We start from the raw sequence: 14,220 nt of genomic DNA on the forward strand, positions 1-14,220 counted from the left end.
TAACGGCATGACGCGTCCTGACGGGATGTGTTTGCCGTGGACATCGCTCCAGAGCACGCCGCGTTGCGTTACGCAGCCCGCACATCAGTGGCAGCGGCACAGGGCGGCTGTCAAGCGGGTGAGGCGTTGCCGGCTCCGGGAGGCTGCCGCTTGCGTGTCACAGGCGACGGTGCGCCGCCTGTAACTTCAGTTCGAGGCACACAAATGCGCCTGAAAGCCTAGACCGTCATGATGACGCGACCGATGCGGCCGCGTTCTTCTGCCCGTCGGTGCGCGGCGGCTGTCTCGGAGAGGGGGAACGTGGCATCGATCGGGACATTGAGGGAACCGTCCTTGGCCATCGGGAACAGTTCCTCGATCAGCCTGCGTGCCTGGGGATCGGTCATTGCCGTACCGAGGAGACAACCGATGATGACGTGGCGGTGCATCAGGATCTGGCCCGCATCGATCATCGTGCTGCGGCCGCCGAAGACGCCGATCAACACAGCCTTGCCGCCGTCCTTCAACACCTTGAGAGAATCGACCAGTGCGTCGCCGCCGACATTGTCGATGATGAGATCGACCTCGTTGCCCCCGAGAAGCGCACGGACGTGTTCGCTCGCCGGCTGGTCAGCGGTGACGATTGCGTCCGTGAGGCCATAGGCCTTGAGCTTTGCGAGGCTCTCTGCCTTGGTGCCGGTGCCGATTACCCGTGCGCCGGCCTTGGCGGCAAGCTGGACGGCGGCAAGACCGACGCCGCCGCTGGCACCGAGGACGAGGACGGTCTGGCCGCTCTGCAAATCACCGAGCTTGAGCGCATAGGCGGCCGTGCCGGGGCCGACCGGAATGGCGGACGCTACTCCTATGTCGAGGCCGTCTGGAACGATGAAGCAATTTGCCGCCGTAACCGCGCGAAGAGTGGCATGCGATCCCTTCCATTGGAAAGTTGCAACGCGCTGCCCGACGGATAGCCCTGTCACAGCCTCGCCAACCTGCAGGATCGTGCCTGCGGCCGCATAGCCGACCACTTCGTCGGCACCCTGGCGCGTCAGCGCCCGGTTGATCAGGTCGCCGCCCTCGATGCTGATAGCCTCGACGCGGATGAGCACTTCGTCGTCGGCTGGAACAGGATCGGCAACCTCACCATAATGAAAAACATCCGGCGTGCCTGGTTCGCTGTAGATTGCAGCTTTCACTGGCTTTTCTCCTTGTGGGATAAGCCGCCATGGGGCGACAGACCGCGCAGATGTAGTGTGCCCTACGCCGCAGACAAGCGCATGAGGACGTCATTGCGTAGCAGGCCTAATGATTTTGGTGGCTTTGTATCGACTGTAGAGGTGGGTGAAGAGGGGAGCGACTGAACTTGAGCGCTGTCTCAGACAGTTGCTGATACTGTACAGCCTGAATTCAGGGTGGAGGCAACTGTGGGTCATCCAAGAGGGGAACGTTATCATAACGGAGTGCGGGGTCGGCAGCGTCGAGAGAAGCGACCGACCCCCGCCGGTCATTTCTGTTCGACTGAAACGCCGTTCTTGCCGATGGTGAGTTCGACACCCTCGGGTTTCTGCTTTTCGTGATAAACATAGGCGCCGAGGCCGATGACGGCGACGATCAGTGCGCCGATAATGAGATAGAGCCCGTTGCTGCGATTCAAGATGTCCCCCTGAGCGTAATGCGGGAGCAGAATGCGCGACTGCCGCTTTTGTTCCGTGCGTTGCAGGAATTGTTGCGCTGCCGTGGAAATTGTGTCGAAAGGAGAAATTCAGTCGTCGTTGGTGGAATTGAGGTTTTCGGGGCGTGTGCCTTCGTCGCCGTGGGTGTGTTTCAGTCTAAGGCCGGCGCCGCCGCCATCCTGGCTACCATCGGCGAGAAACTGTATGCCGCTGGCCTCGAGCGCGGCGCGGATGGCCGAGACAGCGTGGCTGTTGGCGGGTTCAGTGCCGGTTTCGATGGCTTCGACCTCGGCTGAGCTGAGCCTGGCGGCGTCCGCCAGCTGTTGCAGTGAAAGGCCGGTCATGGCGCGGGCGGCGCGGATTTGTGCTGCTGTGATCATGCCTTCAACTCTAGGGCATTCTCCGGCGTTCTCAAGAGGGTGGGCAACTGATGGCCGAGCAATTCGAAATAGATTTCCTCGGTTTCGTCGGCCATCCCTGACAGCGTGTATCGGTTGCGGCGCCGCTGCGCCTCGGCCGTGAAGATCGTTCTGGTCTCCGGCTCTGCAGCGCTGACCATCGCGGCCGCCAACTCTGCCGGATCGTCGCTGTTGGCAATCCTGATGCCGTTGCGGCCGTCTTCGAGCACCGTGCTGACGCCGCCGACGTCGGTCAGGATCAGTGGCTTGGCACCCGATGCTGCCTCCAGCATGACGTAGGACATGGCCTCGTAGCGGCTCGGCATGACGACGATATCGAAAGCGTCGATGGCGACAGGGCCGTGGATGCTGCTGTCGAGATGCGCACGGTTTCCGAGGCCGGCCGCAGCCATACGCTGCCTGACCTCGTCTTCGAGCTCGCCGCTGCCGATCATCAGCAGCTTGGCGGAAGGCAGCTGTTCGGCCACGCGCGCAAAGGCGGCGACAAGCCGTTCCGGCGCCTTCTGGGCCGAAAGCCTGCCGACGAAGCCGAAGAGGATGTCGTCCGGAGCAATGCCGAAGCGGGTACGAATTGCCTGGCGTTCGCCGACCGGCGGTCGGGCGACGCCGTTGTAGACGACCCGTAGCCGGCGTCTCGGAATGCCGATGGAGACGGCATGGTCGTATTCGTCGCGCGAGACGCAGATCACCCGGTCGGAAAAGAACGCGCCGAGAAGCCGCTCGATGCTGCCGAAGACGAAGCGCGGCTTTGCTCCGAGCGAGGGGTCCATCGTCCGGAAGGCGTGCGGCGTGTAGAGCACCGGCGTCTTCGACCACGGGAACCGAAGCCGCGCGAGAGCCCCGGCCTTCGAACTGTGGCCATGGATCAGGTCGAATGGACCATGCGCGGCGATGAGCCGGCGGATTTCCAGCCAGGCGGTGAGGTCGGCCGGGCCGAGAGCCCGCTTCATGCCGACGGAATGCACGGCGGTGAGGCCCATGCCCTCAAGCTCGTCGACGAATTTTTGTTCGGCGCGCACCGGTGAATAGATCGCCGTCACGGCATGGCCACGGTGCTGCATGGCCCGGCAGAGGTCGAGGAAATGCCGGCCGGAGCCGCCGCCGCCGGGCTCGAGGATCTGCAGCATCGACAGGTGCGTAATCGCGGTGCTGACGTTCATGCCGCGATTTCTCCCCGGGCAAGCCGATGCTGGTGGCGAACTTCGAGCGCACCGCAGCCCCATACGATCCCGATCAGCATGTAGAGATGGCGCCAGTGATCCGTGTCGATGACGTTACCGATGCCGACATGGCCGAGGACGACGATCCAGGCAATCATCAGGAACGGCTGCCAGGGCCGTTCCTTCAAAACGTTCTTGAAGCCGATATAGATGGTCCAGCAGATCATGCTCACCCAGCAGAAGAAACCGATCCAGCCGTAGGTCGTCAAAGTCTTCAGCCAGATATTATGTTCGTCCTCGCGGAACATCGTCGCAAACACAAGCGGCCCGATGCCGAGCGGGCGCTGCATCGACAGCAGGAAGCCGATCCGATGGCGCTCGAAGCGCCCGAGGTGCCCTCCATCGTAGTCCTGCACCAGCTGGGTGCGGGTCGAGAACAGGTCGCTGACCTGGTGGAACTGCAGGGCGACCAGGAGGGCTGCGCCAAGCAGCAGGATTGCCGTCAGCGTCATGACCAGGATGCGCAGGCGAAACGTATTGCTGCGGTGCTTGAGCAGCATGAAGAACACCAGCGCCACCGACGAGAAGGCGAACAGGCCCCAGGCGGCGCGCGAAAACGACAGGAAAATGCCGAGTGCAAGGATCGTCAGTCCGATTGCCTTCAGGGGCGCCTTGCGGAGGTCGCCGATGATGACGCCATGGATGAGATAGAGCGTCGGCGCCACCAGATAGGGGCCGAAGACGTTCGGATCCTGGAAGGCACCCATCGCCCGGTCGTAGCGAGTGAACATGCCGGCGCCGGGGAAGGCATGGAAATAGCCGAGAATGCCGAGCAAGGCCGTGATGATGGCGGCAGCCACCCAGACCTTGAACATGAGCTTCAGCACGTTCCCGTTGTGCTCGATGATGGCCGCATAGAACACCGCGCTGAGGGCAAGAAAGGTGGAGACGGCGATATAGATCGGTGCGTCCATTTCTGCGCTGCCGAGATCGCGCATCTGCGTCATCGACAGCATCCCGCCGATGTTGAATGTCAGAAACAGCATGAGCAACGGCGCCACGCTGCGCGAGATGCGCAGGCCGAGCATGAACCAGAGGCCGATCAGCATCGCCATCCACAGTTCGTACGGCGCCGGTTCTGCGACGACGAAGCCGGAGAGGAAGACGCCGAACGCAACGCAGCCGGTGCCGATCAGCCGCAGCGCGGCGAGCTGCGGTTGGGTGACCTGCGGTGATGGGGTGGCGAACGTGCTCATCGGGCTCAATAGGCGTTTTCGGTGTTGAACAGGCGGATCGGCGTCAGGAATAGGATCTTGAGATCGAATAGCAGCGACCAGTTCTCGATGTAATAGAGGTCGTAGGCCGTGCGGAATTTGATCTTGTCGTCATTGTCGATCTCGCCGCGCCAGCCGTTGATCTGCGCCCAGCCGGTAACGCCCGGCTTGACGCGGTGGCGGGCAAAATAGCCCTCGACAACATCGCCATAGGATCGGTCATGGCTGGCGGCGGCAACCGCATGGGGGCGTGGGCCGACCAGCGACAGTGTGCCCAGCAGAACGTTGAACAACTGCGGCAGTTCGTCGATGGACGACTTGCGGATGAAGCGGCCGACGCTGGTAACGCGCGGATCGCCCTTGGTGACGGCATTGCGGGCGGTGGGGTCGCTCATGTCGGTATACATGGAGCGGAACTTGAAGATCTTGATGATCTCGTTGTTGAAGCCGTGGCGCTTCTGCATGAAGAACACCGGGCCCTTGGAATTGAGCTTGATGGCAATCGCCGCGCCGACCATCACCGGCCAGAGCAACAGCAGTGCCAGCACGCTGAAAAACACGTCGAACACCCGTTTTGCGACAGAATCCCAGTCCGGGATCGGCTTGTTGAAGATGTCCAGCATCGGCACAGAGCCGACATGCGAATAGGCGCGCGGCCGGAAGCGCAGCTTGTTTGCATGGGCGGCGAGCCGGATATCGACCGGAAGCACCCACACCTTCTTGAGAAGCTGCAGGATACGCTCCTCCGCAGATATCGGCAGGGCGATGATCAGCATGTCGATACGGGTGACGCGGGCAAATTCCACGAGCTCGGCGACTGTGCCGAGTTTCGGATAGCCGGCGACGACGACGGGCGATCGTCTTTCTCCCCGGTCATCGAAAATGCCGCAAATGCGGATATCGTTGTCGACCTGATCCTCCAGCGCCCGGATCAATTCCTTGGCAGGTTGACCGCCGCCGACGATGACCGCGCGACGTTCCATGATGCCGTTGCGCGCCCAGCGGCGAATGCCCCAGGCAAACAGCAGCCGCTCCGCAAACAGGAACGCCATGCCGATCAGGCACCAGCTCATGATCAGCCGCGGCGGGAAGGTCGGCAGCATCTTCAGGGCAATCGCAAACAGCGGCATTGCGACGAACGGCAGTGCCCAACCGAGAACAATGCGGCGGAGGTGGCGCGTCGGCGCGCGCAGCACCGGTATCTGGTAGGTGTCGAAAACTTGCAGCGAGAGAATATTGATCCCGGCGACAAGCACCGTGATTGGGACCTGGATCAGCGCTTCATAGGTCGGACTGCCGAAACGCAGGTAAAGCAGCAGCAGTCCCAGCGCCAGTAACGACACGAACTCGAACAGCATGAACTGGCCGATGATGATCGACGGCGTGTAATTGCCTTCGCGAAACTGCTCGGCGATCTGCCGCGCAAACGGATTGAGCTTGACGGTGCCCTCGGCCTCGACCTTTTCGTCGGGACTGCGGGCACGGATTTCCGAGACGCTCTTGCGAATTTTGTCGAGGTCGAAGTCATCAGGCTTTTCGATATTCGTCATCGCTCTCGATCCGTCTCACTGACGTATCAATTTCTATCGAAAGGCCCCTAAGGATGGCTTAGTAAGGTAGGTTAAATTTTAGGAACTGGCCTGTAGATCCAGTATGTCTGTATACAGCTTCAGAACTTCGCCGGCCATAACGGGCGCCGAAAATCTTTTGTGTATCATTTCAAGACCGGGCATGGCGCGGATACGCCAGTCCGGTTCCGTGATCGAGGCGGCCATGATGCGCGCAAGGTCGGCGACGTTGCCGGCCTTGGCGAGACCCTCGCTGGTTGCGCCCAGTACTTCGGGAATTCCACCGACTGCCGATGCGATGACGCCCTTGCTGGCCGCCAGTGCCTCGAGCACGATATAGGGCATGGATTCGGCGCGGGAGGGAACGACGACGGTCTGCGACATCGACAGGGCGTCCTCGATGCGCATGGCGGGGAGAATGCCGACGCGCGGATAAAGTCCGCCCGCGACTATCATCCTCATGTATTTTTCCCGGTCCTGCCCATCGCCGATCAACAGCGCCGACAATGGCCGACCGACCAGCCTCTCGGTCTGCCCAAAGGCCTCTATAAACAGATCGGGACCCTTGAGGTCCCGAAGCATGCCGATATAGACGAAGTCGACGGAGTCTGATCGGGTTGGAACAGTCCTGAAATCCCGCTCGTTGATGCCGTTGTAGACGAGCCTCGACATGGGGGAGGGAGGGCCGACCTTCGCCTCGTAGGCGTGTCTCTCGAAATCGCAGATGAAAATCAGCGCGTCCGTCAGGCGTTCCTGCAGGCGTTCCATCGTGAACACCGCGCGTCCCTTGAGAGACGCCTTTGAAAAATGCAGGCTGCCTCCATGGGCGGTATAGACGCGGGCAACGCGATACTTGTTCACCCGCAACACTGTGCCGATGACGCGCGCCAGCATGCCGCCCTTGGCGCCATGTCCGTGCAGCACGTCCGGCCGCAAACTCTTGATCGTCCTGTAGCCCCGCCAAATCGCCGGCATGTCCGCGAAGCTCACCGAACGGCGGATCGGCATGCGCGTCAGGCCGAGTGTCAAGAACGGCTTTATTTCGTCAAACAGCGCATCCTCATGCGCTCCGCCTGTCAGGCTGTCGCAGACGATCCCGACGTGATGGCCGGCCCGGCTGTGCTGCTCGGCCAGATCGCGCACATGCCTGAAGATCCCGCCAACGGGCGACCTGAAGCAATGGATAATGCGCAAAGGCTTCGCCATTGATAATCAGAACAGCCTTTCGCGGACGTAGATTGTGTCGCCTGCAAGCACCGCATCGGAAATTCCGACGCGCCCTGTCATCACGTGGCCGTTGATCTTGCGGGTAACGTCCGTATTGCCCTGATAGGCGCGCGGCGTAAAGCCGCCGGCGGCTGCCACCGCGTTCTGGATCGTCATGCCGGGGACATAGGAGTATTGGCCTGGCTGGCCGACTTCGCCCATGACATAGATCGAGCGATAACGGTCGACGTCGATGGAGACGTCCGGGTCGCGCAGGTAGCCCTGCTTCAGCTTCGACGCGATCTCGCCGGACAGTTGCTGCATCGTCTTGCCACGAGCGGTCACCTGGCCGATCAGTGGCACCGAGATATAACCGGCCTGATCTACCGTATAGGTATTCGTGAGAGCCTGCTGCTCGAAGACGGTCACACGCAGGCGGTCGCCGCTATCGAGCCGGTAAGGCTGGATAGTCGCGGCGCTGAACGCCTCCGGCGCTGGCTGATAGCTCACGCAGCCGCTCAGGGCGGTGCCGAGGACAACCATGCTCAGGACGAAGACGATGTTACGCTTAGCGAAAGACATCCGCGTGCTCACAAAGGAATAAAATCATGAACCCGTTATCAGTCTGTTAGGGTTAACAGACGGTAAATCGGGACGACAAATTGCGCATAATGGGCCGGTTCAGCAGAAGAGGGGCCTTAACCCTTGCGTTACCATAGTCGTTTACGGTTGCCGCCAAACGAGTATCGGAGTGCGGTATGCCCGGCGTAAACAGCAGCCAGCAGGATGTCGACATTGATTTGAGCCAGCTTTTCCGGGCCGTATGGCGTCGGCGGCTGCGCGTGGTGCTGATCGTCACTGCCGCTGCTCTTGTCGCCTTCGTAATCGCCAAGGTCGTCTCGCCCGAATATCGCAGCGAGACGAGGGTGCTGATCGAGCCGCGCGCTGCGGCTTTTGCCACCACGAGCAACCAAGCAAGCGCCGGCAGCAACGATGCGTCTCTGCTCGATGAACTCAATATCGCCAGCCAGGTGCAGATCCTGCAGTCGGCCGACCTTATCAAGCAGGTGATTACCCAGCTGAAGCTCTACGACCTGCCGGAGTTCGAGGACAGTGCGCGGTCGTCGGCGCTGTCCGGTCTGCTGGTCACCCTGCATCTGAAAAAGCCTTCATCCGACAAGGCACCGGAGGAGCGCATCCTCGATGCCTTTACCGAGCGGCTGCAGGTCTACCAGATCAACACGTCGCGCGTCATCGGCATCCAGTTCACCTCGCGGGATCCGAAGCTCGCCGAAAGCGTTCCGAACGCCATGGCTTCGGTCTATCTCTCGATGCAGAGCGGCGCCAAGCTCGATTCCAATGCCGAGGCAACCCGCTGGCTGGAGCCGGAGATCGCCAACCTGCGCATCAAGGTGGCGGAAGCGGAAAAGAAGGTTGCAGATTACCGCAGTGCCAATGGCCTGCTGCAGACCAACGACACCACCAGCTTTTCCAACCAGCAACTGACCGACATCTCGACGCAGCTTGCCCAGGTGCGCGGCGAAAAGGCGAATGCCGATGCCCGTGCCCAGGCCGTACGTAACGCCCTGGCCTCCGGCGGCCCCACCGACACGCTGAACGACGTCAGCGGCTCGCAGACAATGCAGCGTCTGAAGACGACCGAGTCCAGCCTCGAATCGCAGATTTCGGACCTTTCGACGACGCTGATGGACGGTCACCCGCGGCTGAAGAGCCTGCGCGCCCAGCTGGCCGACATCCGCTCGCAGATCACCCGCGAGACCCGCAAGATCCTGACCGGCATCGACAACGAGGCAAAGATCGCCGCGATGCGCGAGCAGCAGCTGTTGGCGCAGTCGAAGCTCCTGAAGGCGGACAGCGCCCGTGCCGGCGAAGACACCGTCGGCCTCAATGCGCTTGAGCGTGAGGCAACCGCCGAGCGGCAGCTGCTCGAGACCTATCTCGCCCGCTACCGCGAAGCTGCCTCCCGTTCCGACAAGAATTCCAGCCCTGCCGATGCCCGGATCGTGTCGAGTGCGGTCGAGCCGGTTGACCCCTACTTCCCCAAGGTCGGGCCGATCGTGGTCATCGCCGCCGTTGCAGCCTTCGTGCTCAGTGCCATTGTCATCATGCTTATGGAGCTGTTCAGCGGTCGCGCCCTGCGGCCGGTGGGCTTGCCCAATGACGGTGCGCGCCGTGCGACCATGTTCGAAGACGATGGCCTGCCGAGTGCGACAGCCGCGCCGCTCCGCCGTGCGGTAGTGCCCGCAAGCCTGCTGTCGGCAACACGCAGAGTGCAGGCGCCCGAACGGGCTGCCGTTCAGCCGGAGACAATTATGCAGCCCCCGGCAGCGGCTGTCGTCGCTGAGCCTGAAGCGCTGCCTGCCGCCACTGTCGAGGCGGTGGAGGACTTCTCGATCCCATCGGTCGCCGAATACTTCATCGATGCCAAGGTGCCGATGGCAATCGCAGTCTCGCCGGATGGTGACGCGGGTTCGACTGCCACCGTCATGCTGGCCCGCACCATCGCCGACAGCGGCCGCCGCGTGGTCCTGGTCGACATGACCGGCACAGCCTGCCCGACGCGCCTGATGGCCGACAAGCCGGGACTTCCCGGCGTGACCGACCTTTTGTGCGGTGAAGCAGCGTTTGCCGACACCATCCATCCCGACCGCCTGTCGGACGCCCATCTGGTGCCGCTCGGAGCAAGCGATCTTGCAAGCGCCATGCGCGGAGCCGACCGGCTTTCGCTGATCCTCGAAGCACTCGTGTCGGCCTATGATCTGGTGCTGGTCGAATGCGGTGCGGTCAACGTCGACGGGATTGCGAAATTGACGCGCAGCAAGGATATCGAGATCATCCTCTCCATGCCCGTGCCGGATGAGGCGAAGTTCGTCGCCGTCATGCATGATTTCCAGCAGGCCGGCTACGAGCATCTCGTGCTGATGTCCGGCATCAGCAGCGACGGTGACGAGGACCGGCACCGCACCGCCGCCTGAGGCTTGCTTCAGGCTCCGTCCAGCGTTGCCGCCTGCTGGCGGCGAGCCCTCAGTTTCTGGATGGCACTGTACAGGCGCGGGTTACCCTTGATCAGCGCCTTTGCCCGCGTCAGACTTCTCTGCCCGAAGGCGGCGACCCTCCCGAGTGGCGAGACCGGCAGCAGGATATCGTGCTGCACCGTCTGCACCGGGCACCACGAGCGCTTGTAGAGCTGGTCGCCGATGCCGAAGTCGAACAGCGCGATGCCGGATTCCTGGCACTTCTCGATCATCACCCAGAACAGCAGTTCGCCGGGGCTGGCCTCCGGGACCACGCTCTCGTCGATTGAGGCAAACTGGCAGATGACGTGGTCTCCCTTGCGCGAAAGGGCTGCAATGGCCGGCAGATGACCGTCATGCCGTCCCTTGAGCCTGATGGCGTGCAATTCGAGCGCGATGCTGTCGCCCTCGATATTTTTCGTCGCGAGCAAGCGTAGCAGGAAGTCGCGGGCGTCGCTCCCCTGGAAGACATCTGGCAGCCCGGCCGCTCTGAACCGTTCTGCCTTCTGCTGCAGGAAAAGATCGAGCATCTGTCGCTTTTCCTCCGGCGTCGTGGCGACGACATGCTCGAAGCCACCGATTTCGTTGAGAAACTTGGTCTGGGACCGATACTTCTTGCGACGCCGTTTCGCATTGACTTGGCTGAGCGTTTCCTCGAATGAGCCCAGCAGAGGCAACTGGAAGGCACGGTTCTGGTTTTCGACGGAGGGCAGGGACGCGAGCGGGCTGACACGACCGCGCCATGCCAGCGGCAGGTTCGACAGCAACAGCAGATCGGCATGCCCGCGCAACGCGGCAGCGATGGCCGCCCGAACACCTGCCGAAAGGGTTGTGACGTCGGCAAGAAATTTCGCGGAGAACAAGCCGGTATTAATGTTGCTGCGAGGAGCGCCGATGAAGCGTGCGGTTCTGACGCCATGGCTGCGGACGATCTCTAGCGGCAGAATGAAAGCCACTTCGGAGCCGATGCTTGCGCGCAGGATGGCAAGCGTCGGCCGATAAGTCTCGACCCAGGCCGTGCACCACCCGAAACTCTGGTGCAGGGATGTCAGCCTGTCTCGCTCTAGCCCACGCCATTCCGCTTCCAGAGGCGCCATGCTGTCGCTGACGGTGATCGTCAGCGAGCCGCTGCCGGCCTGCAGCGGCGCTGCTGGTCGAGGCTGCACCACGACGCCGGTTTCGCCATCGGCTGATGTTCCGGTTTCGCCTGTCGCCGTCCGCACTTTTGGCCTCCGCGCCTGTTCTGCAGGCGCACGCTAGGGGCGAGGCCGTCTATTTTCGGTTTAAGTGCAGGTTTGGCCGGTGTCTTCCGGCGATCATGCTTATCCGGCGGTTAACTCCGGCAGGCAGCTATCCCTGCTTCGGTCCAGACATCCATTTGATCAGCCCCATCGCCGGCAGGATCCATAACAGGCCGGTGAGGAAAAAGTAGGTGAGGTGCACCCACCAGGGGGAGGCTCCGAGCGCATTGACTGCCACCGTCGTAGCCAGCAGAGCGTAGCCGAGCACCAGCACGACCAACAGAATGGTGCCGATGAATTTGCGCAGGCGTATGGGCATGGTGGCACTCTCCTCGGCAGTCGATTGCGGGGATGGGGAGTTGCGACCCCATGCCGCAAAGGCGCAGCCCTTGTTTTGCACCGCTCGCTGGGGCAAATCAACAGGCAGATTGAAGGAGCCCACCATGGCTGTTGCACATTTTTCCACCGAACAGGTCGTTCGCGGCGAGGTCGCCCGGCAGGAGCGCAATCGCCGTGCCGTCCGCATCTGGCTCGGCTTCGTGCTGCTGTCACTGTTCTGTCTGGTTCTGGTCGGCGGCGCGACGCGGTTGACCCAATCCGGACTGTCGATCACCGAGTGGAAGCCGATCCACGGCGTGATCCCGCCTTTGAACGCCGCCGAGTGGCAGGATGAGTTCGATCGCTACAAGCAGATCCCGCAATTCAAGCTGCTGAACAGCGACATCACGGTCGATGATTTCAAGAGCATCTTCTGGTGGGAGTGGGCGCACCGGTTGCTCGCGCGCGCAATGGGCGTCATCTTCGCCGTGCCGCTGATCTTCTTCTGGGCGACCGGCCGGATCGAGAAAAGCCTGCGGCTGCCGCTGGTGGGTATCTTTGCTCTCGGCGGACTGCAGGGCGCAATCGGCTGGTGGATGGTGTCGTCGGGCCTTGAAGCCCGCACCGACGTCAGCCAGTACCGGCTTGCCACGCATCTTGTCACCGCCTGCCTGATCTTTGCCGCCTGTATGTGGGTGATGCGGGCGCTGACCCCGCATTCGGACGACGCGCCTCCGAGTAGCCATTCCGGCCGGATTGCCGGTCTGATCGCCCTGATGGCCTTGTTCCAGATCTACCTCGGTGCGCTGGTCGCAGGCTTGCATGCCGGCCTCAGCTACAACACCTGGCCGTTGATGGACGGCGCCGTCGTTCCCGGCGATCTGTTCGTCCAGAACCCGTGGTGGATCAATTTCTTCGAGAACCCGAAGCTCGTGCAATATGTCCATCGTCTCGGGGCCTACGCGCTGACTGCCGTGGTGCTGGTCAACATGATCGTCTGCCTGCGTGTTACACCCGGCAGCACCCATACCCGCCGCGCCGTGGTGCTGGCGTTTCTGGTGCTTTGCCAGGCCGGGCTCGGCATCGCCACGCTGCTGATGCAGGTGCCTCTGCATCTGGCTCTCGCGCACCAGGGCGGTGCCCTTGTCGTGTTCGGGTTTGCTGTGGCCAACTGGCGGGGTTTCTACGGCGAATATCCGCGCGACACCACGGTGGTCGTTGGCGCCTGACGCTGCCGGCGATCATGCCACGCGAAGTCATTGGCCGAATCGGCAAATAGTTGCATTCTGCGCAAAAGCGATGGGATGCAGATGAACTGGCAGCTACAAGACGAAAACAGCGGCGGCAAAATGCCTCTGCTGTCGCTGGCGGTGCCTTTCTACAATGAGGAAGAGATGGTTGCGGCTTTCTTTGCCGCCGTTGTCCCGGCTCTGGAGGACATTCCTGCGCTGCGCTTCGAGATCGTTTGTGTCAACGATGGTAGCCGCGACGACACCCTGCGCCTGCTCTTGGCTGCTGCCCGAAGCGACCCTCGCATTCGCGTCATCGATCTCACCCGAAATTTCGGCAAGGAGGCCGCCCTCTCAGCTGCCATCGACGAAAGCCGCGGCGATGCTGTCGTTCCTTTCGATGCCGACCTGCAGGATCCGCCCGAACTGATCGCAAGGCTGGTAGAGCGCTGGCGTGAGGGATATGACGTCGTGCTCGCCCGTCGCACGGATCGCCGCTCGGACGGCGCTGCCAAGCGGCTGACGGCATCCTGGTTCTATCGTCTTCACAACGCCGTCTCGGATGTGCAGATTCCGGAAAACGTCGGCGACTTCCGGCTGATGACGCGTGCGGTCGTTGAAGCTGTCAAGCAATTGCCGGAATCCCATCGCTTCATGAAGGGCCTGTTCGCCTGGGTCGGCTATGAGACGGCAATCGTCGATTACACCCGCGAGGCGCGCGTCGCCGGTCAGAGCAAATTCGCCGGCTGGCGCCTGTGGAATTTCGCCCTCGAGGGCATTACCAGCTTCAGCACGCTGCCGATGCGTATCTGGACCTATCTTGGGGTCGCCGTAGCGCTGGTCGCCATCGGCCGCGCCGCTTTCCTCATTCTGCGAACCTTGATCGAGGGCGTCGATGTGCCAGGCTACGCGTCGCTGGCGACAGCAATCCTCCTCCTCGGCGGCATACAACTGATCGGCATCGGAACGCTCGGGGAATATATCGGCCGCATCTATCTCGAGTCGAAGCGCCGGCCCATCTACCTCGTCAAGCGTCGCCATGAGGTCGTACCCTCGGAACTGCCGCTTGCTACGGTGCACCAGCACCATGTCTGAGGGACGCGCGGATGCCGGCCGGG

13 protein-coding genes are annotated in these 14,220 nt (G+C 62.1%); 3 read left to right on the top strand and 10 right to left on the bottom strand.

Annotation, left to right across the window (positions count from 1 at the left end):
- Nucleotides 1–218: 218 nt before the first annotated feature.
- The 8 genes from J5289_RS08795 to J5289_RS08830 all read right to left on the bottom strand — a co-directional run bounded on the left by J5289_RS08795 (nucleotide 219) and on the right by J5289_RS08830 (nucleotide 7,861).
- The gene (locus J5289_RS08795) at nucleotides 219–1,175 is read right to left on the bottom strand and encodes a zinc-binding alcohol dehydrogenase family protein (protein ID WP_209183438.1); all 957 of its coding nucleotides are present in this window, start codon (nucleotides 1,173–1,175) and stop codon (nucleotides 219–221) included.
- Between the two features lie 308 nt (nucleotides 1,176–1,483).
- Nucleotides 1,484–1,633, bottom strand: coding sequence for a hypothetical protein (locus J5289_RS08800; RefSeq protein WP_162854771.1), 150 nt, complete (start codon nucleotides 1,631–1,633; stop codon nucleotides 1,484–1,486).
- A 108-nt stretch (nucleotides 1,634–1,741) separates the two neighbouring features.
- Complete coding sequence (locus tag J5289_RS08805) at nucleotides 1,742–2,032, bottom strand: helix-turn-helix transcriptional regulator (protein ID WP_142829543.1); 291 nt, start codon at nucleotides 2,030–2,032, stop codon at nucleotides 1,742–1,744.
- Complete coding sequence (locus J5289_RS08810) at nucleotides 2,029–3,231, bottom strand: glycosyltransferase family 4 protein (protein ID WP_209183440.1); 1,203 nt, start codon at nucleotides 3,229–3,231, stop codon at nucleotides 2,029–2,031. Before J5289_RS08810 ends, J5289_RS08805 begins: the two co-directional genes overlap by 4 nt.
- Nucleotides 3,228–4,487 (bottom strand): O-antigen ligase, encoded by a 1,260-nt coding sequence (locus J5289_RS08815; RefSeq protein WP_209206587.1) that lies wholly within the window; start codon nucleotides 4,485–4,487, stop codon nucleotides 3,228–3,230. Before J5289_RS08815 ends, J5289_RS08810 begins: the two co-directional genes overlap by 4 nt.
- Before the next feature lie 5 nt (nucleotides 4,488–4,492).
- Entirely contained in the window at nucleotides 4,493–6,055 is a 1,563-nt protein-coding gene (locus J5289_RS08820) for an undecaprenyl-phosphate glucose phosphotransferase (protein ID WP_142829540.1), read from the bottom strand.
- Between the two features lie 78 nt (nucleotides 6,056–6,133).
- Entirely contained in the window at nucleotides 6,134–7,279 is a 1,146-nt protein-coding gene (locus J5289_RS08825) for a glycosyltransferase family 4 protein (protein WP_209187383.1), read from the bottom strand.
- 6 nt (nucleotides 7,280–7,285) lie between these two features.
- Nucleotides 7,286–7,861 (bottom strand): polysaccharide biosynthesis/export family protein, encoded by a 576-nt coding sequence (locus tag J5289_RS08830; RefSeq protein ID WP_209183446.1) that lies wholly within the window; start codon nucleotides 7,859–7,861, stop codon nucleotides 7,286–7,288.
- 176 nt (nucleotides 7,862–8,037) lie between these two features.
- On the opposite strand from J5289_RS08830, the gene J5289_RS08835 reads away from it, so the two are divergent.
- Entirely contained in the window at nucleotides 8,038–10,275 is a 2,238-nt protein-coding gene (locus J5289_RS08835; RefSeq protein WP_209206586.1) for an exopolysaccharide transport family protein, read from the top strand.
- 8 nt (nucleotides 10,276–10,283) lie between these two features.
- On the opposite strand, the gene J5289_RS08840 is transcribed toward J5289_RS08835, so the two are convergent.
- A complete protein-coding gene (locus J5289_RS08840; RefSeq protein ID WP_257625431.1) occupies nucleotides 10,284–11,537 on the bottom strand; it encodes a GNAT family N-acetyltransferase in 1,254 nt (417 codons plus the stop codon).
- Nucleotides 11,538–11,664: 127 nt separating this feature from the next.
- Nucleotides 11,665–11,874: a DUF2842 domain-containing protein gene (locus J5289_RS08845; protein ID WP_209183450.1), complete on the bottom strand. Its 210-nt coding sequence runs from the start codon at nucleotides 11,872–11,874 to the stop codon at nucleotides 11,665–11,667.
- A 124-nt stretch (nucleotides 11,875–11,998) separates the two neighbouring features.
- Between J5289_RS08845 and J5289_RS08850 the strand changes: the two genes are divergently transcribed.
- On the top strand, nucleotides 11,999–13,102 hold the full coding sequence (locus J5289_RS08850; protein ID WP_209183452.1) for a COX15/CtaA family protein: 1,104 nt from the start codon (nucleotides 11,999–12,001) through the stop codon (nucleotides 13,100–13,102).
- Nucleotides 13,103–13,183: 81 nt separating this feature from the next.
- On the top strand, nucleotides 13,184–14,197 hold the full coding sequence (locus J5289_RS08855; protein WP_247749028.1) for a glycosyltransferase family 2 protein: 1,014 nt from the start codon (nucleotides 13,184–13,186) through the stop codon (nucleotides 14,195–14,197).
- Nucleotides 14,198–14,220: the final 23 nt, after the last annotated feature.

Source organism: Rhizobium sp. B230/85 (genome assembly GCF_019355735.1).
GTDB classification, from domain to species: Bacteria; Pseudomonadota; Alphaproteobacteria; order Rhizobiales; family Rhizobiaceae; genus Rhizobium; species Rhizobium rhododendri.

Excerpts from the sequence above, each read along its gene's own strand:
- J5289_RS08805 (WP_142829543.1), bottom strand. The coding sequence starts at position 2,032 with ATGATCACAGCAGCACAAATCCGCGCCGCCCGCGCCATGACCGGCCTT.
- J5289_RS08810 (WP_209183440.1), bottom strand. The coding sequence starts at position 3,231 with ATGAACGTCAGCACCGCGATTACGCACCTGTCGATGCTGCAGATCCTC.
- J5289_RS08815 (WP_209206587.1), bottom strand. The coding sequence starts at position 4,487 with ATGAGCACGTTCGCCACCCCATCACCGCAGGTCACCCAACCGCAGCTC.
- J5289_RS08820 (WP_142829540.1), bottom strand. The coding sequence starts at position 6,055 with ATGACGAATATCGAAAAGCCTGATGACTTCGACCTCGACAAAATTCGC.
- J5289_RS08825 (WP_209187383.1), bottom strand. The coding sequence starts at position 7,279 with ATGGCGAAGCCTTTGCGCATTATCCATTGCTTCAGGTCGCCCGTTGGC.
- J5289_RS08830 (WP_209183446.1), bottom strand. The coding sequence starts at position 7,861 with ATGTCTTTCGCTAAGCGTAACATCGTCTTCGTCCTGAGCATGGTTGTC.
- J5289_RS08835 (WP_209206586.1), top strand. The coding sequence starts at position 8,038 with ATGCCCGGCGTAAACAGCAGCCAGCAGGATGTCGACATTGATTTGAGC.
- J5289_RS08845 (WP_209183450.1), bottom strand. The coding sequence starts at position 11,874 with ATGCCCATACGCCTGCGCAAATTCATCGGCACCATTCTGTTGGTCGTG.
- J5289_RS08850 (WP_209183452.1), top strand. The coding sequence starts at position 11,999 with ATGGCTGTTGCACATTTTTCCACCGAACAGGTCGTTCGCGGCGAGGTC.
- J5289_RS08855 (WP_247749028.1), top strand. The coding sequence starts at position 13,184 with ATGAACTGGCAGCTACAAGACGAAAACAGCGGCGGCAAAATGCCTCTG.